At 32.7% G+C, this 21,406-nt stretch carries 21 protein-coding genes; 7 read left to right on the top strand and 14 right to left on the bottom strand.

Annotated features, from left to right (window positions below):
* The first annotated feature begins 63 nt into the window (after nt 1–63).
* From pyrB to ACMOUI_RS12625, 7 genes are all read left to right on the top strand, one after another.
* Complete coding sequence (gene pyrB, locus ACMOUI_RS12655; RefSeq protein ID WP_418966053.1) at nt 64–1,128, top strand: aspartate carbamoyltransferase; 1,065 nt, start codon at nt 64–66, stop codon at nt 1,126–1,128.
* Nucleotides 1,129–1,159: 31 nt separating this feature from the next.
* Nucleotides 1,160–1,963 carry a dihydroorotate dehydrogenase electron transfer subunit gene (locus ACMOUI_RS12650; protein WP_418966052.1) on the top strand — a complete coding sequence of 268 codons (804 nt, stop codon included), beginning with the start codon at nt 1,160–1,162 and terminating at the stop codon, nt 1,961–1,963.
* 13 nt (nt 1,964–1,976) lie between these two features.
* Nucleotides 1,977–2,894, top strand: coding sequence for a dihydroorotate dehydrogenase (locus ACMOUI_RS12645; RefSeq protein ID WP_418966051.1), 918 nt, complete (start codon nt 1,977–1,979; stop codon nt 2,892–2,894).
* 23 nt (nt 2,895–2,917) lie between these two features.
* A complete protein-coding gene (pyrF, locus tag ACMOUI_RS12640) occupies nt 2,918–3,646 on the top strand; it encodes an orotidine-5'-phosphate decarboxylase (protein ID WP_418966050.1) in 729 nt (242 codons plus the stop codon).
* Entirely contained in the window at nt 3,637–4,842 is a 1,206-nt protein-coding gene (locus tag ACMOUI_RS12635) for a dihydroorotase (RefSeq protein WP_418966049.1), read from the top strand. Before pyrF ends, ACMOUI_RS12635 begins: the two co-directional genes overlap by 10 nt.
* Nucleotides 4,835–5,458, top strand: a complete 624-nt coding sequence (pyrE, locus tag ACMOUI_RS12630; RefSeq protein WP_418966048.1) for an orotate phosphoribosyltransferase — start codon at nt 4,835–4,837, stop codon at nt 5,456–5,458. The genes ACMOUI_RS12635 and pyrE overlap by 8 nt, the downstream gene beginning before the upstream one ends.
* A gap of 142 nt (nt 5,459–5,600) precedes the next feature.
* Nucleotides 5,601–6,797, top strand: coding sequence for a pyridoxal phosphate-dependent aminotransferase (locus tag ACMOUI_RS12625; protein ID WP_418966047.1), 1,197 nt, complete (start codon nt 5,601–5,603; stop codon nt 6,795–6,797).
* A gap of 14 nt (nt 6,798–6,811) precedes the next feature.
* On the opposite strand, the gene ACMOUI_RS12620 is transcribed toward ACMOUI_RS12625, so the two are convergent.
* The 14 genes from ACMOUI_RS12620 to ACMOUI_RS12555 form a co-directional block, all read right to left on the bottom strand.
* A complete protein-coding gene (locus ACMOUI_RS12620; protein WP_418966046.1) occupies nt 6,812–8,044 on the bottom strand; it encodes an FAD-dependent oxidoreductase in 1,233 nt (410 codons plus the stop codon).
* A 55-nt stretch (nt 8,045–8,099) separates the two neighbouring features.
* Entirely contained in the window at nt 8,100–9,257 is a 1,158-nt protein-coding gene (locus ACMOUI_RS12615; RefSeq protein ID WP_418966045.1) for an iron-containing alcohol dehydrogenase, read from the bottom strand.
* A gap of 66 nt (nt 9,258–9,323) precedes the next feature.
* Nucleotides 9,324–9,689, bottom strand: a complete 366-nt coding sequence (locus tag ACMOUI_RS12610) for a MerR family transcriptional regulator (protein ID WP_418966044.1) — start codon at nt 9,687–9,689, stop codon at nt 9,324–9,326.
* Nucleotides 9,690–9,702: 13 nt separating this feature from the next.
* The gene (locus ACMOUI_RS12605) at nt 9,703–10,626 is read right to left on the bottom strand and encodes a PTS sugar transporter subunit IIA (protein ID WP_418966043.1); all 924 of its coding nucleotides are present in this window, start codon (nt 10,624–10,626) and stop codon (nt 9,703–9,705) included.
* Between the two features lie 125 nt (nt 10,627–10,751).
* Nucleotides 10,752–11,744 (bottom strand): 7-cyano-7-deazaguanine synthase, encoded by a 993-nt coding sequence (locus tag ACMOUI_RS12600; RefSeq protein ID WP_418966042.1) that lies wholly within the window; start codon nt 11,742–11,744, stop codon nt 10,752–10,754.
* Nucleotides 11,745–11,764: 20 nt separating this feature from the next.
* On the bottom strand, nt 11,765–12,274 hold the full coding sequence (locus ACMOUI_RS12595) for a cell division protein SepF (protein WP_418966041.1): 510 nt from the start codon (nt 12,272–12,274) through the stop codon (nt 11,765–11,767).
* Nucleotides 12,275–12,289: 15 nt separating this feature from the next.
* The gene (locus tag ACMOUI_RS12590; protein ID WP_418966040.1) at nt 12,290–12,961 is read right to left on the bottom strand and encodes a YggS family pyridoxal phosphate-dependent enzyme; all 672 of its coding nucleotides are present in this window, start codon (nt 12,959–12,961) and stop codon (nt 12,290–12,292) included.
* Nucleotides 12,962–12,978: 17 nt separating this feature from the next.
* A complete protein-coding gene (gene hemW, locus ACMOUI_RS12585) occupies nt 12,979–14,061 on the bottom strand; it encodes a radical SAM family heme chaperone HemW (protein ID WP_418966039.1) in 1,083 nt (360 codons plus the stop codon).
* Between the two features lie 9 nt (nt 14,062–14,070).
* A complete protein-coding gene (locus tag ACMOUI_RS12580) occupies nt 14,071–15,762 on the bottom strand; it encodes a phospho-sugar mutase (protein ID WP_418966038.1) in 1,692 nt (563 codons plus the stop codon).
* 16 nt (nt 15,763–15,778) lie between these two features.
* Entirely contained in the window at nt 15,779–17,392 is a 1,614-nt protein-coding gene (gene groL, locus ACMOUI_RS12575) for a chaperonin GroEL (protein ID WP_418966037.1), read from the bottom strand.
* 14 nt (nt 17,393–17,406) lie between these two features.
* Entirely contained in the window at nt 17,407–18,285 is an 879-nt protein-coding gene (gene galU / locus ACMOUI_RS12570) for a UTP--glucose-1-phosphate uridylyltransferase GalU (protein WP_418966036.1), read from the bottom strand.
* An 18-nt stretch (nt 18,286–18,303) separates the two neighbouring features.
* Nucleotides 18,304–20,226, bottom strand: coding sequence for a methionine--tRNA ligase (gene metG, locus ACMOUI_RS12565; RefSeq protein ID WP_418966035.1), 1,923 nt, complete (start codon nt 20,224–20,226; stop codon nt 18,304–18,306).
* Nucleotide 20,227: 1 nt separating this feature from the next.
* Nucleotides 20,228–20,890 carry a lysophospholipid acyltransferase family protein gene (locus ACMOUI_RS12560; RefSeq protein WP_418966034.1) on the bottom strand — a complete coding sequence of 221 codons (663 nt, stop codon included), beginning with the start codon at nt 20,888–20,890 and terminating at the stop codon, nt 20,228–20,230.
* Between the two features lie 101 nt (nt 20,891–20,991).
* Nucleotides 20,992–21,342 carry a YbaB/EbfC family nucleoid-associated protein gene (locus ACMOUI_RS12555; RefSeq protein WP_418966033.1) on the bottom strand — a complete coding sequence of 117 codons (351 nt, stop codon included), beginning with the start codon at nt 21,340–21,342 and terminating at the stop codon, nt 20,992–20,994.
* Nucleotides 21,343–21,406: the final 64 nt, after the last annotated feature.

Raw genomic sequence — 21,406 nt, 5'->3', positions numbered from 1 at the left:
GAAGTTACATTCATTTGTAATTTCTATTCCTTTTTTTTTAACTAAAAATATTAAGGAGGAAAAATGAGAGATTTTATTTCAATGAAAGATTTTACAAAAGGTGATATTTTAGAGGTTTTAAGAGTAGCAAAAGAGTTAGAGAAAAAAAATGAAGAACTTTTGAAAAATAAAATAGTTGGAAGCTTATTTTTCGAACCTTCAACAAGAACAAGATTGTCATTTACATCAGCAGCATATAGATTGGGAGCAAAAGTTTTAGGTTTTGACTCACCTGACGCAACGTCACTAAAAAAAGGGGAATCTTTAAGAGATACGATAAAGATGACTGAGGCATATTCAGATATAATTGTTATGAGACACAATAGGGATGGAGCTGCTCGTTTTGCAGCGGATATAGCAAAAGTTCCAGTTATAAATGCGGGGGACGGAGCAAATGAACATCCGAGCCAAACCCTTTTAGATCTATATACAATTGAAAAAGAGTTTGGAAATATAGATGGTAAAAAAGTAGCTTTTGTAGGGGATTTAAAATATGGAAGAACAGTTCACTCTTTGACAAAGGCACTGGAGATGTTCAACTGTGAGTTTTATTTCATAGCACCAGAGGAGATTCAGATACCAGAATATATTGTGAGAGAGCTGGAAAAAAAGGGGATAAAGTATCACATATTAAATGACTATAAAGAAGTTTTAAAAGAGATAGATGTTTTATATATGACAAGAATCCAAAAAGAAAGATTTGATAATCCAGAGGATTATGAAAAAGTTGCAGGGATTTATATAATAGATAAAGAGAGTATTCTTGGAAAATGTAAAGAAAACATGATAATTTTACATCCATTACCTAGAGTGGATGAGATAAAAATAGATTTAGATGACACAAAACATGCTAAATACTTTGAGCAAGCAGCTAATGGGGTTCCAACAAGAGAGGCGATTTTCTCAATAGCATTGGGAATGGTAGACATATCGAAAAGTGAAAAAACAGAAAAAGATATTAAGAGATCAAAGAGTGTTATCTGTGGGAATGAAAAGTGCATAACAAAGTTTGAAGAGACTGAGAACAAATACGTTGTGGATAAAGAGCATGAGTATTGTTACTACTGTAACAGAGATATAAAAAAATAAAATATTTATAAGATAGATTTGGGAGGAAAAAATGTTTTTAGAGGATTGTAAAGTATTAGAAAATTATAAAGTTGGAGAAAGCTATTACTTGATGAAAATTGAATCTGAGAAGGCTTCTCAACACTCAAAAGCTGGACAGTTTTTTATGTTAAAATTAAAAAATGAGATAAGAGTTTTAAGAAGACCAATAAGTCTTCACTATGTGGATAGAGAGAAAAATATTTTAGAGTTTTACTATGAGATAAAAGGTGGAGGAACAAAGGAGTTTGCAACACTTGAAGCTGGAGATACTTTGAATATACAAGGACCTTTGGGAACAGGATTTACAACAGATTTAAAAGGAAAAAAATGTGTTGTTGTAGGGGGAGGAATGGGAATTGCTCCAACTAAACTGCTGATAGATGAGCTAAAAAAAGAGAATGAAGTTATATTTATAGCTGGTGGAAGAGGAAAAGAGGCTTTAAATATATTGGAAAACTTAAACTTAGATGGTGTAAAAACTTATATAACAACTGATGATGGAACTTTAGGAGAAAAGGGAAATGTAATAGCAGTTTTAAATAGAGTTTTAGCAGATGAAAAGATAGATATGGTTCAAACTTGTGGACCTCATAAGATGATGGAAGCAGTGGCAGAAATGGCATTAAAAGCCAATGTGTTCTGTGAGGTATCGCTAGAGGAGAGAATGGCATGTGGAGTGAAAGCATGTGTTGGATGCTCAATAAAAACATTGGATGGAATGAAAAAAGTTTGTCATGATGGACCAGTGTTTGACTCAAAAATAATAGTGGATGTAAATCCTAAAGAAAATACAGGCTGTAGCTGTGGAAACTAAGGGAGTGAAGAGAATGAATAGATTAAAAACAAATTTTTTAGGAAGAGAGTTTAAAAATCCAATGGTAACATCATCAGGATGTTTTGGTTTTGGGCTAGAATATAGAGATTACTTTGACCCAAATGTTTTAGGGGGAATTGTAGTAAAGGGAATAACAATGGAACCAAGAGATGGAAACTATGGAACTAGAATAGCTGAAACTCCAGGTGGAATGCTAAACTGTGTAGGACTTGAAAATCCAGGAATCGATTATTTTGAAAATGTAATTGTAAAAAATATAAAAAAATCTGGAATTGAATCTCCAATAATAGTGAATATAAATGGTAAAGTTATTGAGGAGTATGTGGAGATAGCAAAAAGAGTTGAAAATATTCCAGAAGTTGATATGATAGAGTTAAATATATCTTGTCCAAACGTAAAGGATGGTGGAATGGCTTTTGGAGCTAAACCAGAGGTAGCTGGAGCAGTTACAAAGGCTGTTAGAGCAGTGACAACAAAACCTTTAATCGTAAAGCTATCACCAAATGTTACAGATATAGTTCATATAGCAAAGGTTGTAGAGGAGAATGGAGCAGATGCAGTTTCTCTTATAAACACTCTACTTGGAATGGCAATAGATATTAAAAAGAGAAAACCAGTTTTAGGGAATACATTTGGTGGATTTTCAGGGCCAGCAGTAAAACCAGTGGCTTTAAGAATGGTGTATCAGGTATATAAGAGTGTAAATATCCCAATAGTTGGAATGGGAGGAATCTCTTCAACTGAAGATGCAATCGAGTTTATGATGGCTGGAGCAACAATGGTATCTTTAGGAACAGGATTGTTTTCAAACCCAATTTTACCAGTGGAGATAAAAGAGGGCTTAGAAAGATTCTGTGAAGAGAATGGATTAGAAAATATACAAGAGATAGTAGGAGCAGCACATAACTAATAGATAAAAATTTTGGAGGAGAAATGAAGATAAAAGATAGATTAATAATAGCGTTAGATTATTCAAATATGGAGGATGCTAAAAATATAGTTGAAACTTTAGGGGAAACAGTATCTTTTTATAAGGTTGGATTAGAACTATTTCTAAACTCAAAGGGAGAGATGGTAGAGTACCTTACAAAGAAAGGGAAAAAAGTATTTTTGGATTTAAAGTTCCATGATATACCAAATACAACTACGATGGCATCATTATTTGCAGCAAGACAGGATGTATTTATGTTCAATGTACATGCAAGTGGTGGAAGAGTGATGATGGAATCGGTTGCAAAAAAAGTGAAAGAGATGAATCCAGAGATACTTTCAATTGCAGTAACTATTTTAACAAGTTTTTCAGAAGAGGGATTAAAAGAAACTTTTAGAAGTGAGTTAACATTAAAGGAGTTAGCATTAAACTTAGCTAAACTAACTAAAGAAGCTGGAATGGATGGAATTGTATGTTCTCCATGGGAAGCAAAAGCAATAAAGGAGTTATGTGGAGAAAACTTTAAAACTGTATGCCCAGGAGTGAGACCTAAATGGTCAGTAGCTGATGATCAAGAGAGAATAATGACTCCAAAAGATGCCATATTAAATGGATGTGACTACTTAGTTGTAGGAAGACCAATCACAAAAAATGAAAATCCTGTAGAAGCAGCAAAAAAAGTTTTAGCTGAAATAGAGGAAGGAGTAAAAGAGGGAAATCTATGTTGCTAAAGAACTGTAAAGTTTTATATCAAGGGGAAGAGGATATAAAGGATATTTTAGTGGAAGAGGGAAAGATTGCTAAAATATATAGATGTTCAGAAGTTGAAGAGTTAGATATAGATGAGATTATAGATATGGATGGAAATTGGGTTTTACCTGGAATAATAGATGTGCATACTCATATGAGAGATCCAGGATTATCTCACAAAGAGGATTTTGAAACTGGAAGCAAAGCTTGTGCTAAAGGTGGAGTAACAACATTTATAGATATGCCTAATACAGTACCAAATACAACAACAAAAGAGATTTTAGAGGCTAAAGAGAGCCATTCTAAAAATAGAAGTTATGTAGATTATGGATTTCACTTCGGGGGAAGTAGATTAGATAATAGTGAAGAGATAAAAAAAGTTAGAGATAGAGTGGCATCAACTAAAATATTTCTGAATATGTCAACAGGTGATATGTTAGTTGAAGAGGATAAAGTTTTAGAGAACCTTTTTAGAGAGTCTAAGATAGTTTCTGTACATGCAGAGGAAGAGATGGTTGATAGAGCTATAGATCTCGCTAGAAAATTTAAAAAGCCTCTATATTTATGCCATCTTTCAAAGAAAAGTGAAGTTGAAAAGCTAAGGGTAGCGAAAAAAGAGGGGTTAAAAATATATGGGGAAGTAGCACCACATCACTTATTTTTAGATTCTAGTATGGCAGATTCACTGCTTATAATGAAACCTGAATTAAAGAGTAAAGAGGATAATAAAGCTCTTTGGGAGGGGCTAAAAGATGGAACTATCGATACGATAGGAACGGATCATGCACCTCATACTTTAGATGAGAAAAAATCAAAGACAACATATGGAATACCTGGGGTTGAAAACTCTTTAGAGATGATGCTAAAAGAGTTAAATAAAAAGATAGATATGAAGACTCTACAGAAAGTTATGTCAGAAAATCCAGCTAAAATATTTGGAATAGAGGGGAAAGGAAAGATTGAGGTTGGATATGATGCAGATTTAGTTGTAGTAGACTTAAATGCTAGAGAGACTATAAAAAATGAAGATGTAGTTTCAAAATGCGGATGGACACCTTATAGTGGAATAATAGGAGGGGGAAGAGTATTATTAACTATAGTGAGAGGTCATCTAGTTTATGATGGTAAAAACTTTATTGAAAAAATTGGAGAAGGAGTGAGATATAAAAATGTCTAGAGAAAAAAATATAGCAAAATCATTATTAGGAACAGAGGCAGTTAGATTAAGTGTAAAGGATCCATTTACTTTTGTTTCAGGAATAAAAAGTCCAATCTATTGTGACAATAGAAAGATGATAGGGTTTCCTAAAGAGAGACAGGTAGTAGTAGATGCGTTTATAGAAGTTTTAAAAGAGAAAGAGTTTGATATCGTGGCTGGAACAGCAACAGCAGGAATTCCATGGGCAGCTTTTATAGCTCAAGAGATGGAAGTTCCAATGGCTTATATCAGAGGAGAGAAGAAAGCTCATGGTGCAGGAAGACAGATTGAAGGAGCTGACTTTGAAGGGAAAAAAGTAATAATAATAGAGGATTTAATATCTACAGGAGGAAGCTCAATAAAAGCTGTAGCAGCTGCAAGAGAAGCCGGAGCTACAGACGTTGAAGTATTGGCAATATTCTCATATGAGTTTGAAAAAGCATATAAGAACTTTGAGCAAGATCATATTCCATGGACAACACTTTCAAACTTTGCATCATTAATCAATGTTGCAACAGAGGAGAACTACTTAAATGAGGAAGAGGCAGAGATAGCTTTAAAATGGAATAAAACTCCAGATACTTGGGGAAGATAATAGATAGAGGTAGATGAGGGAGCAGATTAATTCTGTTCCTTTTTTTCTAAACGAATAGTTGACTTTATTAATAAAATATCGTATCATATTTAGAAAATTAGAATTTTTTAACAATATATAAATATAAGCTAGGAGGAATAAAATGAAATTATCAAAAAGAGCATTAGAAATGAATTTTTCACCAATAAGAAAGTTGATTCCTCTGGCCGATGCAGCAGAAGCAAAAGGAATAAAAGTTTACAAATTAAATATAGGACAACCAAATGTAGTTACACCAGACTCATTTTTTGAAGGATTACATAACTATAAAGAGAAAATAGTTAAATACTCACACTCTCAAGGAATACCTCAACTATTGGAAAGCTTTGCTAAAAGTTATCAAAAGATGGGAATTGATATAAAAGAGGAAGACCTACTGATAACTCAAGGGGGAAGCGAGGCTATCATGTTTGTCTTGATGGCTATTTGTAATGAAGGAGATAATGTATTAATACCTGAGCCTTTTTATTCAAACTATACAAGTTTTTGCCAATTTGCAGGGGCAGAGGTAATCCCTATTGAAACAACTATAGAAACAAGCTTCCATTTACCATCAAAAGATAAAATAGAGGCTTTAATAACAGATAAAACAAGAGCTATAATGCTATCGAATCCAGTTAATCCAACAGGAACTGTGTACACTAAAGATGAGATAGAGATGATAGCGGAGATTGCTAAAGAGAAAGATATATACATAATTGCAGATGAGGTTTACAGACAGTTTGTATATGATGATATTCCATATACATCTTTTATGCAATTAGAGGATGTAAAGGATAGAGTTATACTGGTGGATAGTATATCTAAGCATTACAGTGCATGTGGAGCAAGAATAGGACTGATAGCTAGTAAAAATAGGGAGTTGATGAGCTGTATAATGAAGTTTAGCCAAGCTAGGCTTTGTGTTTCAACAATTGAGCAACATGCAGCATCTAACCTAATCAATACAATGGATAACTATTTAGAGGATGTAAGAATAAAGTATCAAAATAGAAGAGATCTATTATTTTCATATCTAAATAGAATACCAGGGGTAGTATGTTATAAACCACATGGAGCATTTTACGCTTTTGCAAAACTTCCAATAGATAATGCGGAGAAATTTGCTAAATGGTTATTAACTGATTACTCATATGAAAATCAAACTCTTTTATTAGCACCAGGTCCTGGATTTTATCAAAGTGAGGGAAAGGGAGAGAATGAGGTTAGATTCTCATTCTGTACAAGTGTAGACGATATTGAAAACTCAATGATAATCTTGAGAAGAGCGTTGGAGGAGTACAATAAAATAGTGGGATAGAAAAAAGGAGTTGATTAGATCAACTCCTCTTTTTTTAAAATATTTGAAACTACTTTTTTAGCATCATTAACAGCAGCAACAACAGTCTTAGGACCAGTTACAACATCACCACACGAAAACACATTTTCTAAAGTTGTTTCAAAGTTATCGTTAACAATTACAGTTCCCCATTTTTCAAGACTAATTCTATCTTCAGAAGACACAATATTTTTTTTAGGTCCCTGACTAACAGCAACAATAATTGAACTGTAAGGTATTGCAATATCGCTATCTTCTAAAGTTATCAGTTTTTTTCTACCACTTTCATCAGTGTGAGACTCAGTTCTTAGGAAAATCATTGTATCATCTAAAATCTCCTTCGGAGCATAGTAGAACTTAAAATTAACGCCATCCTCTTTGGCTTCAGCAATTTCAACCTTAGTGGCAGGCATATCCTCCTCTCCACGTCTATACATAACTGTTACAGAACTACCTGCTCTCCTAGCAACTCTTGCAGCATCCATAGCCACATTCCCTCCACCAATAATCAAAACATTAGGTCCAAGATTATATGAGTCAGGAGACACAAGATAGTTGATAGCATAGTGAACATTTCCTTTAGTCTCTCCTTTTATATCCATAGGTTTGGGATTCCAAACTCCAGTTGTAATAATGATATATTTAAAATCATCATTCTTTAAGTTTTGAATAGTGTGAGTTGGTCCAACTAAAGTGTTATACTTTATTTTAACACCCAGATTTAAAAGATATTTTTCAAAGGTATCCATCAAATCTCTAGGTAGTCTAAACTCTGGTATTCCATATCTTAAAACGCCACCTAATTTAGAAAAAGCCTCAAATATAGTGACATTAAATCCCTCTTTTGCCAGAAGAATAGCTGAAGTGATACCAGCTGGTCCTCCACCAATAATTGCGATATCAATCCCTTGATTTTCTTTTTTATCTAAAGGGAGAGTTGTAAGGTATTTTGTAGAAATCTCCTTCTCAATAAGAGGAAACTCAACTGGAGTTTCTTTGATTCCCTTGATACAATGTCCCTTACACTGCTCTTCATGAGGACATATTATGGAACAAAATATAGATAATGGGTTATTGTAAAATAAGATTTCACCAGCTTCAGATATTTTATTCTCTTTAAACAAATTTATAATATTAGGTATATCTGTTGATATTGGACAGTGTATTTTACAAAGTGGTTTTTTGCAATTTAAGCAACGGTTAGCTTCTTGTAGTAAATCAATTTTCAAAATAATCACCTCTTCAAAAAAATGGCTGAGAAAAACTTCTCAGCCTCTTTAAATATTATAATGCTTTTTTAAGAATTTCTCTACTTATTTCTAAAGTTAAATCCTCAGTTTCAGACAGAGCAGTTCTATGATTTGCCTCTAAAGCTAAAATTAAATTAGGGATATTGTCTTCAGTAATACCGTAATCAGAAAGATGAGTTTTAACTCCAAGCTCCTCAAAGAATGAACGAGTTTTATCTATAGCTTGTTTAATTTTTAAATCATCATTAACCTCTTCAATATTCCAAACACGTTCAGCGTATTGAATCAATTTTGCTCTTTTCTTATCTTTTCTTACCTCCCAAATAGCAGGTTGTAGAATTGCAAGAGTTTTGGCATGGTCAACTCCAAACATAGCTGTGATCTCATGACCAATCATATGAGTGGTCCAATCTTGTGGTACACCAGCACCAATTAAACCATTTAAAGCCATAGTAGCGCACCATACAAGATTAGCACGGGCATCATAGTCAGTAGGTTCATCCAGTGTAGTTTTACCGATTTCAATAAGAGTTTTCAAGATACCTTCAGCTGTTCTATCCTGAAATCTAGCGTCTACAGGATATGTAACATATTGTTCAACAGTGTGGATAAATGTATCTATAATACCATTGGCAACTTGAGTCTTTGGGAGTGTAAAAGTCAATGTAGGATCAAGTATAGAAAATTTAGGGAATGTAAACATACTAAAAACAGGAACTTTTAGATTTTTATGGCTTATAACAGCACCATTATTCATCTCAGATCCAGTAGCGGGTAGAGTAACAACAGTTCCTAAAGGGATTGCGCTATCAACTGGAGCTAAATCAAAATCAGGAGTCAATAGATCTAGGCAATCTCCACTATATTTAGAGGCAAGGGCTATAAATTTAGTTCCATCCATAACAGATCCTCCACCTACGGCTAGAAGAAAGTCTATATTTTCTTTTTTTACTATTTCAACTGCTTTCATAAGAGTATCATATTGAGGATTTGGTTCAATTCCGCCAAATTCAAAGACCTCTCTTCCAGAAAGATTTTTAATAACTTTATCTAACGTTCCAAACTTTTTAACAGAACCACCACCATAAGTGATTAACACTTTAGCATCTAAAGGAACTAAACTGTTTAATTGATCCAGAGTATCTTTTCCAAAAACTATGTGAGTTGGATTATAAAAATTAAAATTTAACATGAAATCAACCTCCTAATAATAAGTTATGGAAATTATAAACCTTAGAGTAAACTCTAAGTCAAGAGTTTATTTACAAGATATAGAATTATCTTCATACCAAGCAATTTTTAAATCTAACTTTTTTAAATTATTATTTAACTCTTCAATCTGTTCAAGTATTTTTTTTCTATGGGCTAAAAGAATAGTTTTTCTCTCCTCTTTAGTATGGTCGCCTTTTAAGCTTAAATCGACAATGGAACGGATATCCTCAATTTTCATACCAGTATTTTTAAGGCATTTAATAATTTCAATCCAAAATATATCATCTTGAGAAAAAGAACGAATCCCATTTTTATTTCGAGCGATATATGGCATTAAACCACATTTATCATAATATCTGATTGTATAAGAGGAAAGTCCAACTATTTCAGAAACCTCTTTAATTGAATACATAATAAAACTCTCCTTATATATGTAAAATTTTCTTAATTATATCTGATCTAAAGATAAGACCAAGATATTTGTTATTTTCAAGAACATATATTCTTGTGACTCCTTTATTCATAAAGATATATGAAATTTCCATAAGGGATGCTCCTTTATCAATTGTAATAATTCCCTCTGTTCTATAGAGGTCTTTTATTGTGGTTATTTTTTCATTTACTAAATAATTTTCGAAGGGTTCACCCACAGTAAGAAAACTTAAATCATTTAGAATAGTGGTATGTTTTGGCATACCAAAAGCGATAAGTTCTCGTTCAGTAATCTCTCCTAAGAAGTTATTGTGATTATCAACTACAGGGATTCCAGAGATTCGATCCATAATAATTCTTTTAGCAATATCTTCTAGAGTATTATTCTCTTTAGCAGGGTGTATAGAAGTGGTAAATAAGTCTTCAGCGGTAATATTGTGATCTATTTCAATTTTCATTTTATTTAAAATTTCAAGAGTCTTTTCTGGAGATTTATATTTTAGAATCTCTTTAAATACCTCCTTATTTTTTAGACACAGTCTAGAAATTCCAGACATAATCTTTAAAATATTTTTGTTCTTTAAAACATCTGCAACAATTAAAACAATAAAATCAACACTTTCCTCTTTTCCCGTTAGAGTTTTCATTTTTACGTTCTTCTCAGGAAAAGCTATTGAAACAATAATATCATCAAAATATTCCAATCTAGCATGGGGGATAGCAACACCATTTCCAATATATGTGGAAGCTTCACTTTCCCTTTTTAAAATGGCTTTTTTCATAAATTCTTGTTCTACTTTAACTTGTTTATTAGTTTTAGCAAGTTCCTTAAGTAGATTTGTAATAAGCTCTTCAAAGGTTTCCCCTTTTAGATTAGAAATAATCTTATCTTCTGAAAGATAACTGGACAACTTCATAATTTGTCCCCTCCTTAACATTATTTAGTATATGTGAACACAAAATAATTATATAACTTTTTTGAATAAATTAAAATAAAAATTGAAAAAAAAACAGCTAAGAAAATATCTTAGCTGTCAATAAGTTACATAGTAATTTGATACTCTTTAATTTTTTCATTTAATTTTTCAAGATCCACTGCAGGGATAGTTATATCTTTTCCATTTAGTAGAAGAGTTATCTCGCTATTTCCCTTAACTTTAGAATATCTAGAGAATAGATTTAAAGCAAAATCTATCTCATCTTGAGAAAGATCTCCAAATCCAACCATATGAGGACCAGGAACCTCTTTACCTCTGATGAATAGAGAACCATAATCTTTAAACTCATTTATTTTTAGATTATCCTCTTGCTCTCTTCCAACGATTAGATACTTTCCTTTTTCAAATCTAAAGAATCTTCCAATTTTAAGAAGGTGGAATAGGTTTGAATTTTTATCCTCTAATAATCCATCCTCCTCTAAAATTCTCAATCTTTTTGAATAAGCTGGATCAGTAAGAAGACACCCTCCTCCAGGAGTAGGATAATCAACGATACCAAATTTATCCATCAACTCCATCTGAATCTTTCTGCTTCTTCCTTGAATATCTAAAAGTTTATCTCTATCAATCCATCCTAACTTTTCAGGCTCACTCTCTGGTAAAAGTTTAGCTGATAAAGGTCTTACAATAAGATTTTCAAGACCAGGAGATAAAGCTTTAACTTTTTCTAAAGCTTGATAATTTTGTGACATAGGTCTTTGTCCAAGAACCTCTCCAGAGATAATAAAAGAAGCTCCATATTTTTTTAAAAGATCACCAGCAGTTTTAAACATTAAGGCATGACAATCAATACATGGATTCATATTTTTTCCACGTCCATGTACAGGGTCTTTTAGAATTTCAGTATGAACACTACTAAAGTTAACATACTCCAATTGAACTCCAAGTTGTTTAGCCATATTTTCAGCCTTTTCATTTTTCCCACCAAAAAAGTGAGAAACAAAGTTAAGAGCAATAACCTCTATACCCTGATCTTTTATAATTTTAATTGCTAGAGCACTATCAAGTCCTCCAGAAAAAAGCGCTAATGCTTTCATTATTAACCTCCATAAATTAATTATTCGTGGTCAATATCTAAAAAAGTATTTTGTTTTAAATCATTTTTTCCATCATATAGGAAGTTGATATTCTTAGGAACAGAAGTAAATACATTTCTACTAATAGGAATCCATTTAGCTTCTTTTATATTTATTGCACCACTTAAAAAGTCAAGAATTCTTTGTGCATCTTTTCCATTTACATTTTCTAGATTTAGTGTAACCACCTTATCATTTTTTATATAATCTGCAATTTTTCTACACTCTGCAAAACTTTTTGGATTGACAAAAATTGTTTGGCAATCCTCTTGAGTAGTATTGTTAACAGGTGCCTTAACCTCAGTTTTGGGAGTGGAATTAGGGAAAGGAGCAATCTCCTCTCTATTGTTGTTTAATCCAAATTTAGAAGTTGGAGCTAATTCATCAATAGCTTCATCCTCTCCATCATAATTTTCTTCATCAGGATCAAAGGTAAGTCCAACACTATCAGTAAAATCTTTAAAAGCGTTTTTAAATTTAGTAATTTTCATTGATACCTCCACAGTTTATTCAAATATTTTACTACCTACTCTAATAAGAGTTGCACCCTCTTCAAGGGCAATCTTATAGTCATTACTCATTCCCATAGAAAGTTCAGTTAAAGAGTCATTAAAATATAGAGTATTAAGCTCATCTTTTAAATCTCTTAATTTTTTGAATCCATTTCTAAGTAAATCTTCATTATCAGTATATGGAGCCATTGTCATAAGCCCTTTAATTTTGATATTTTTTAAAGTTAAAAGAGCTGGAATATCGTTTAAAAAATCTTGATAGTCATATCCCTCTTTACTATCCTCTTGAAATAGATTTATTTCTATTAAAACATCAATAACTCTGTTATGTTCTTGAGCTCTTTTATCGATCTCTTGAGCTAGGGAAAGTTTATTTATAGAGTGAACCATATCTATAAATTGCGCTATGTATTTAACCTTATTTTTCTGAAGATTTCCAATAAAATGCCATTTATGGTTAACAGAGTAATCCCAAAGTTCATCATGTTTTTTAGTTAACACTTGAACTTTATTCTCTCCCAAAATATGAGCACCACTTTTAAGTACCTCTTTTACAGTTTCAACATCAACATATTTTGTAACAGCTACAAGGTTTACTTTTTCAGGGTATGGAGAGAGTTTTTTTATATCCAATAAGATTTCATTAATATTTTCTGAAATTCCCACGATTTCCTCCTAAATAATTAAATAAATTTATCAAAAACATCATTGGCCATAAGAACACCTTTTGAGGATAAAGTATACCGCAAATTGTCTCTTATTAAAAAGCCATCATCAACTAACTTATTACAAAGATCTATATATTTTCCTTTTGGAACTATGCCATCAGGAATAACTCTTAAACCTAAGATATACTCATAGATCTCTTTTTCATGAGAATCAATAAACTCCTCTTCTAAAATAGGTTTTATGTTATCAGATATTTTAGCATAATATTCAGGAATTTTTAAGACATTTTTATATCTAATATTATTATAATAGCCAGATGCCCCAATACCAATGCCTAAATACTCCTCATTTTGCCAATATTTAGTGTTATGGATGGCTCTTTTTCCAGGGAGGCAAAAATTTGAAATCTCATAGTGTATATAACCATTTTTTTTAGCTTCCTCAATAATTAACTCATACATAGAAGCTTCTAAATCGTTATCAGTCTCTTTATAGATACCGGCTTCAAGTTTTGCAAAAAAATCTGTTCCCTCCTCCCAAATTAAAGAGTAAATAGAAAAATGTTCAGGTTTTAATGCAAAAAGATGATTTAAATCAGCTTTTAAATCATCTAAAGTTTGATTTGGTAAAGAGAACATTAAATCTAAACTTATATTATCAAAACCAGCTTTACGAGCGAGATAGAATGCCTCACTCCCCTCATTGGAGGAGTGAAGTCTACCTAAAACTTTAAGCATTTTATCATTGAAACTTTGTATCCCAATACTCACTCTATTTATGCCAGCTTTTTTAAAAAGTTTAAATTTTTCCAAAGTTACAGTTTTAGGATTAACTTCAAGAGTAACTTCGGAATTTTCTTTGATATCTAAGTTGGCTAAAACTCTATTAACTTGTTCAGGGGTTAATAAAGAGGGAGTTCCACCTCCAAAATAGACAGTTTCTAGTGGGAATTTTGGATACATATTAATCTCTTTTATAAGTGCAGTCACATATTTCTCTCTTTCCTCATCTGTGGATTTAAAAGATAAAAAATCACAGTAATTGCATTTATTTAAGCAAAAAGGGATATGAATATACATTCCGCTTAACATAAGCACCTCCAAGATTTAATCAACAAAAGCTTGGAAATCCTCCATAGTTTTCATTAATTTTTCATTAGCATCAACCTCTGTTTTTCCTACAACACAGAAGTAGTATTTTATTTTTGGTTCTGTTCCAGAGGGTCTAGCTGTTATATATGTATTATCCTCCAATACAAATTGAATAACATCAGACTTTGGTAACCCTTCATAACCTAAGCTGAAATCTCTCTTTGATACCACTTTTTTTCCAAGTAAAGAGTCTGTTACATTAGCTCTTAGGTTTGCCATTATTTTTCCTATAGCTTCAACTCCATCTTTTCCTTTTTTTGTAATAGCAATTATTCCCTCTCTATAGTAACCAAATTTATCATATAGTTTCTTTAATTCCTTTGGAATAGATGAACCTATACTGTTATAGTAAGCTGCCATCTCAGCTATCAATAGAGTCGATACAACAGCGTCTTTATCTCTTGCATGTGTTCCTACAAGGTATCCATATGATTCTTCAAATCCCATTAAGAATGTAGCATCATATATACCCTCTTCAAACTCTCTAATCTTTTCACCAATAAACTTAAATCCAGTTAGAGTTCTGAATATCTTAACTCCCTTCTCTTTAGCTACAACATCCAGCATTGGAGTAGATACAACAGTTGATACAACAGCTGCATTTTTAGGGATATCTTTTTTATTCTCTAAGATATAGTTCATCAACAGAAGACCAATCTGGTTTCCATTAGGATAGATCCAATCTCCATTTTCATCTTTTACTGCAACACCTATTCTATCAGCATCAGGATCATTTGCCATACAAAGAGTAGCTCCAACCTTATTAGCTAACTCAATACTTAGTTTAAATACTGCTGGATCCTCTGGGTTAGCGTATGAACATGTTGGGAAGTGCCCATCAGGTTGCTCCTGTTCTGCAACTACATAGATTGATTTAAACCCTGTTTCTTCAAACACTCTTTTAACAGGTCTTCCTCCAGTACCATGAAGTGGTGAGTAAACTATTTTAAAGTTTTCCTTACCTGGAATATCACTATGAATAATCTGCTTTTTAACAGCCTCTATAAATTTAGTATCCATATCTTCAGAGATATATTGTAAAAGTCCATTTTCGACAGCTTCCTCTTTAGTGGCTAACTTAATCTCATCAAATGAGTTGATTTTATTAACATTATTAACCACACCACTAGCTTGTGGCTCTATTATCTGACATCCATCATTCCAATAAACTTTATATCCATTGTATTCCTGTGGATTGTGAGAAGCTGTAACAACTATACCTGCAATACATTTTAACTCTCTTACAGCAAATGATAGCTCAGGTGTCGATCTAAGAGATTTAAAAAGATATGCTTTTATCCCATTTCCTGCTAAAACTAAAGCGGCATTTAAGGCATACTCTTCAGAACCAATTCTACAGTCATAAGCTATTGCAACCCCCATCTCTTTTCCTGCTTCCCTTGTAGTTTCCAAGATATAGTTGGCAAGACCCTGAGTAGCTTTTCTAATAGTATATTTATTGATTCTATTTATTCCAACTCCTCTAACCCCTCTCATTCCACCAGTTCCAAAAGAAAGGTTTGTGTAGAATCTATCCTCAATCTCTTTCTCATTACCTTTGATACTCTCTAATTCAGCTCTATCAGCTAGGTCAATATAGTCTGATACCAACCATGTGTTATAATTTTCTGCTGTAAATTTATCCATTTTTCAAATCCTCCCCTTAAATAATATCCCCCATATTAGAGTTTGAACTCTCATTTATAGGTTCTTTTTTATTTGCAATAATAACCTCTGTTGTTAAAATTAAAGCTGCAATAGATGCTGCATTTTGTAAAGCTGAACGAGTTACCTTTGTAGGATCGATTATTCCATTCTCAATCATATGAACATACTCTTCTGTAGCTGCGTTTAGTCCAAATCCCTCAGGTAAGTTCTTAATTTTCTCCACAATAACCCCACCGTCTAATCCAGCATTAATAGCTATCTGTTTAATAGGTGAACTAAGAGATTTTTTTAAAATATTAGCTCCAATCCCCTCTTCACCATCTAAAGTGAAACTGTCCATTTCATTGGCAATTTCATTTAATGCAACTCCACCTCCAGGGACTACTCCCTCTTCAATAGCGGCTCTAGTAGCATTTAAAGCATCCTCTATTCTCAACTTTTTCTCTTTCATCTCCACTTCTGTAGCAGCTCCAACTTTTATAATTGCAACTCCACCAGAAAGTTTTGCAAGTCTCTCTTGTAATTTTTCCTTATCATAATCAGAATCAGTAGTAGAGATTTGATTTTTAATTTGTGCAATTCTACTGTTTAAAATGTCATAGTCACTATATCCATCTATAATAACAGTGGAGTCTTTTGTAACTTTAACTTTTCTAGCTCTTCCCAAATGAGTGATATCAGTGTCCTCTATCTTCATGCCTTTCTCTTCAGAGATCACTTGTCCGCCTGTTAAAACAGCGATATCTTCCAGCATAGCTTTTCTTCTATCTCCAAAGGCTGGAGCTTTAACTCCAGTAACATTTAAAGTTCCCCTTATTTTATTTAGAACGAGAGTTGCCAAAGCTTCTCCATCTAAGTCTTCTGCTATAATTAGAAGTGGTTTTGATGTTTGAACTGTTTTTTCTAAAAGTGGAAGCAACTCCTTCATAGTAGATATTTTTTTGTCTGTTATCAAAATATATGGATTTTCAAGAATAGCTTCCATTCTTTCTGAGTTTGTTACCATATATGGAGATAGATATCCCTTTTCAAACTCCATTCCCTCAACAACCTCTAAAGTTGTATCTAAAGAACGTGCCTCTTCAACACTGATAACACCACTTTCCCCAACTTTTTCCATAGCTGTAGCTATAAGCTCTCCAATCTCTATATCACCAGCAGAAATCGAAGCAACTTGGGAAATTTCACTATTGGATTGCACTTTTTTTGACTTTTGTAAAAGAAGTTCAATCGCTACCTTTGTAGCTTTTTCTATCCCTTTTTTTAAAAAGATAGGGTTAGCTCCAGCAGAAACCATTTTAAGTCCCTCTTTAACGATTGCTTGAGCTAAAATTGTGGCAGTGGTTGTACCATCTCCAGCTACATCATTGGATTTAGTGGCAACCTCTTTGATAAGTTGAGCGCCCATATTTTCAAAGGGATCATCTAACTCAATCTCTTTGGCAATGGAAACTCCATCATTAGTTATTAAAGGCGCTCCATATGCTTTTTCCAAAACAACATTTCTTCCTCTAGGACCTAAAGTAATTTTAACTGCATCAGCTAAAATATTAACACCATTTTCCAATTTTTTTCTAGCATCACTATTAAATTTGATGATTTTAGCCATAGAAAAAACCTCCGTTAAAATTTAATCTCCTCTTTTAAATATTTGATCAGATCATCTTTAGTCTCTTCATTTCTAAGACCAAACTCTATATTAGCTTTTAAAAGTCCAATTTTATTTCCAATGTCATACCTTTTACCTTGGAAGTTATAAGCTACTACTTTCTGATTGTCATTTATCATCTTTAAGATTGCATCAGTAAGTTGAATCTCTCCACCTTTACCAGGTTCAGTGGTTTCTAAATATTTAAAAATCTCTCCAGATAAAAGATATCTTCCAAGACATGCCAAGTTAGAAGGAGCTTCCTCCAAAGTTGGTTTCTCTATAAAGTCAATCATTTCCACAGTGTTTTTATCTAAGATTGCGGCAGGTTTAACAATACCATATTTAGATACATCTCTATTTTCTACCTCTTGAACTCCAATAACACTGCTTCCATATTTTTCATAGACATCTATAAGTTGTTTAGCTACAGGAACATCGGGGTTGTAAACAATATCATCACCTAAGGCTATAACAAATGGATCATCACCAATAAAAGATTTGGCTTTTAAAATGGCATGTCCCAGTCCTAAAGGATGATTTTGTCTAACGTAGTAAATATTTGCCATACTTGAGATATCATCAATCTTTTTTAAAAGTTCAAATTTACCATCTCTTTCAAGAGTATTTTCCAGTTCATATGAAAAATCAAAGTGATCCTCAATAGAGTTTTTATTTCTTCCAGTAACAATAACGATATCAGTTATTCCAGATTCTACAAGTTCCTCCACAATATATTGTAGAGAAGGCTTGTCAACAATGACAAGCATCTCCTTTGGTTGAGCTTTTGTTGCAGGTAAAACTCTAGTCCCTAATCCAGCAGCTGGTATAACAGCCTTTGTAACTTTTTTCATTGAAAATTCCCCCTAAAACTATTTTATCTTAGCTCCTATTTTAACACTAGAATCCACTTCAACAAGTTTTAATCTCTTCTTTTCAGTAGAGCTTAATAACATTCCTTGTGAAAGAACTCCTCTTAAAGTAACTGGTGGTAGATTTAAAATAGCTAAAACCTTTTTACCAACAAGTTCTGAAGGTGTTGGATAGTATTTTGCAATTCCAGAAACAATCTGTCTTATCTCATTTGCAGTTTTTACTTTAAATTTAAGAAGTTTATCTGCTCCTTCAATACTACTTGCTTCAAGTATTTCAACAACTTGGATATCTATTTTATCAAAATCAGCTATCTCTATTGGATTTTCAATTTTTAAATCTTCATTTATAGCAAGTGGGTCTTTTTTAGCTTCTTTTTTTTCAACTTCAAGTCTTGGGAATATAGGTTCAGCAGTTCCTAATTTATGTCCCTCAGTCAGTAGGTTCCAATCATTCATATCCTCTAATTTAGCCTCTAAAATGTTGCTAGAGAATCCTAATTGATTCCAGATTTTTTGTGATGCTGTAGGCATATATGGTGCTGTTAAAACAGCTACTTTATATAGAGATTGAACTAAGAAATTCATAACAGTAGCCAGTCTTTCAGTTTTAGTTTCATCCTTTATAAGAAGCCAAGGAGCAGTTTCATCAACATATTTATTCATTCTAGATATAAACTTCCAAATTGCTTCTAAAGCTCTTGAAAATTCAACTCTGTTCATATGGTAGTCAACAGAAGCTATAGTTTCACTCCAAAGTGATTTAACAGTTTCGTCAATCTCCTCAAAAGCTTCTCCTTTTGTGATTACACCACTGAAGTATTTTCCATACATTCCAAGTGTTCTATTTAAAAGGTTTCCTAAGTCATTTGCTAAATCCGAGTTAATTCTTGTAATTATTGATGGTGTTGAGTAGTCTCCATCATTTCCAAAATTAACCTCTCTCATTAAACAATATCTAAAAGCATCTACACCATACTTAGCAATTTCATCCAATGGTGCAACAACATTTCCTTTAGATTTAGACATTTTTTCACCTTCAGAAGTCCACCAACCATGAGCTACAATTTTATCAGGAAGTTTAATTCCAGCAGATAATAACATACAAGGCCATATGATAGCATGGAATCTAAGAATATCCTTTCCTAAAAGGTGAACAACTTCTCCATTGTTCCAAAACTTATTAAATAATTCAGGATTATTTTCATATCCAACTGCTGTTAGATAGTTTGTTAGAGCGTCAAACCAAACATAAGTGATATGTCCAGGAGCAAACTCAATTGGGATTCCCCATTCAAAAGTATTTCTAGAAATAGATAGATCTTGAAGCCCCTGTTTTATAAAAGATACAACCTCATTTTTTCTAGAGTGTGGTAGGATAAAATCTGGGTGATTTTCAATATGCTCAAGTAAAGCATCTTGATATTTAGACATTTTAAAGAAGTAAGACTCCTCTTTAACCATTCTTAACTCTTTACCACAGTCAGGACAGTGGTTTCCATTTACGATTTGGTTCTCAGGAACAAATGTTTCACATGAAACACAGTATTTTCCTTCATATTCTCCCTTATAGATATCCCCTTTTTCATAAACAGTTTTTAATATCTTTTTTACAGCATCTTTATGTCTTGGCTCAGTAGTTCTTATGAAATCTGTATAGTTTATATCTAGAGCTTTCCACATATCAATAAATCTAGGAGCCATAGAATCTGTCCAAGCTTGAGGAGTTAAGTCTCTCATTTTAGCTGCTTCCTCAACTTTTTGTCCATGTTCGTCAGTACCTGTTAAAAAGAAAACATCAAAACCTTTTGATTTTTTATATCTAGCTAAAACGTCAGCCGCAATAGTAGTATATGCACTACCAACATGAGGATCCCCATTAACATAGTATATTGGTGTTGTTACATAAAAATTTTTACTCATTCTATCTATCTCCCTTCAAATTATTATTTTTTTCATTCAATATTTTTTCCGCTTCTTTATCTATTTGAAACAGAGCATCTTTTACTAATTCTAAATAGTCATCTAGGTTGGCATCTGTAGGAATTAAAATGGGATCTCCAATCAGACAAACCATTTTAGAAAAAGGTTTAGGCATTTGGAACTTGTCCCAAGCTTTTTCAAAAATCCATTTATTGCTAAAGGCAACTCCAACAGGAACTAATGCTTTACCCGATTTTTGAGCGAGGTATAGCATTCCAGGCTTAACTTCATAAATAGGTCCTTTAGGCCCATCTAGTGGAGTTCCAGCACTGTGTCCCCCTTTAACTAATTTAATTAATTTTAAAACTGATTTTATGGAATCTTTTCCAGAAGAACCTCTAACCATGGTAAATCCCATCTTTTCTAAAGGTATAGAAATCAATTCGCCATCCTTTGAAGGACTCGCTAAAACGGCTTTTTTCTCTGAAAGATTTATCAATCCCAGGGAAGCACCCACAAGTTTATTGTGCCAAAAACCACAAACATAGCTTTCTCCGTCTATAAGTTTAGGGCTTCTTATAATCTCTATTTTCATAGTTTTAGAAATAATTTTAAGTAGGTAGTAAAGCATTAAACCATATCTTTTATATTTATTATTTTCCATTAAAAAACCACCCATAATCAAAGTATTTTCAAATAATTATAACATAAATTTAAAGTAAAAAAAAGCACCAATACTCATTGTATTGGTGCTTAAAATTTAAACTAGAATAGTCCTGGGATATTGATTCCACCAGTAACAGCAGACATCTCTTTCTCAGCTAACTCATCAGCTTGTCTCATAGCTTCAGTAACAGCAGAAAGAACAAGGTCCTCTAACATCTCTTTATCTTCAACAGCATCTTTAATAGTCTCTTCAGATATTTTAATAGAAACGATATCTTTTTGTCCATTAGCTTTAACTACAACAGCTCCTCCACCAACAGAAGCTTCAACTTCTTTCTCTTTTAATGAGTCTTGAACAGCAAGCATTTGTTGTTGCATAGCTTGAGCTTGTCTTAAAATATCAGATTGAGAGTTTCCTCCAGTTTTTTGTCCTTTTATTTTTCTAACCAATTTAATCCCTCCTAGAAATTATTGTGTAATCGCTATGATTATATCATAAGAGAGAGTAACTTTT

This window comes from Cetobacterium sp. (assembly GCF_048470075.1).
Classification (GTDB): Bacteria; Fusobacteriota; Fusobacteriia; order Fusobacteriales; family Fusobacteriaceae; genus Cetobacterium_A.
This window is presented reverse-complemented; position numbering and strand designations above follow the sequence as displayed.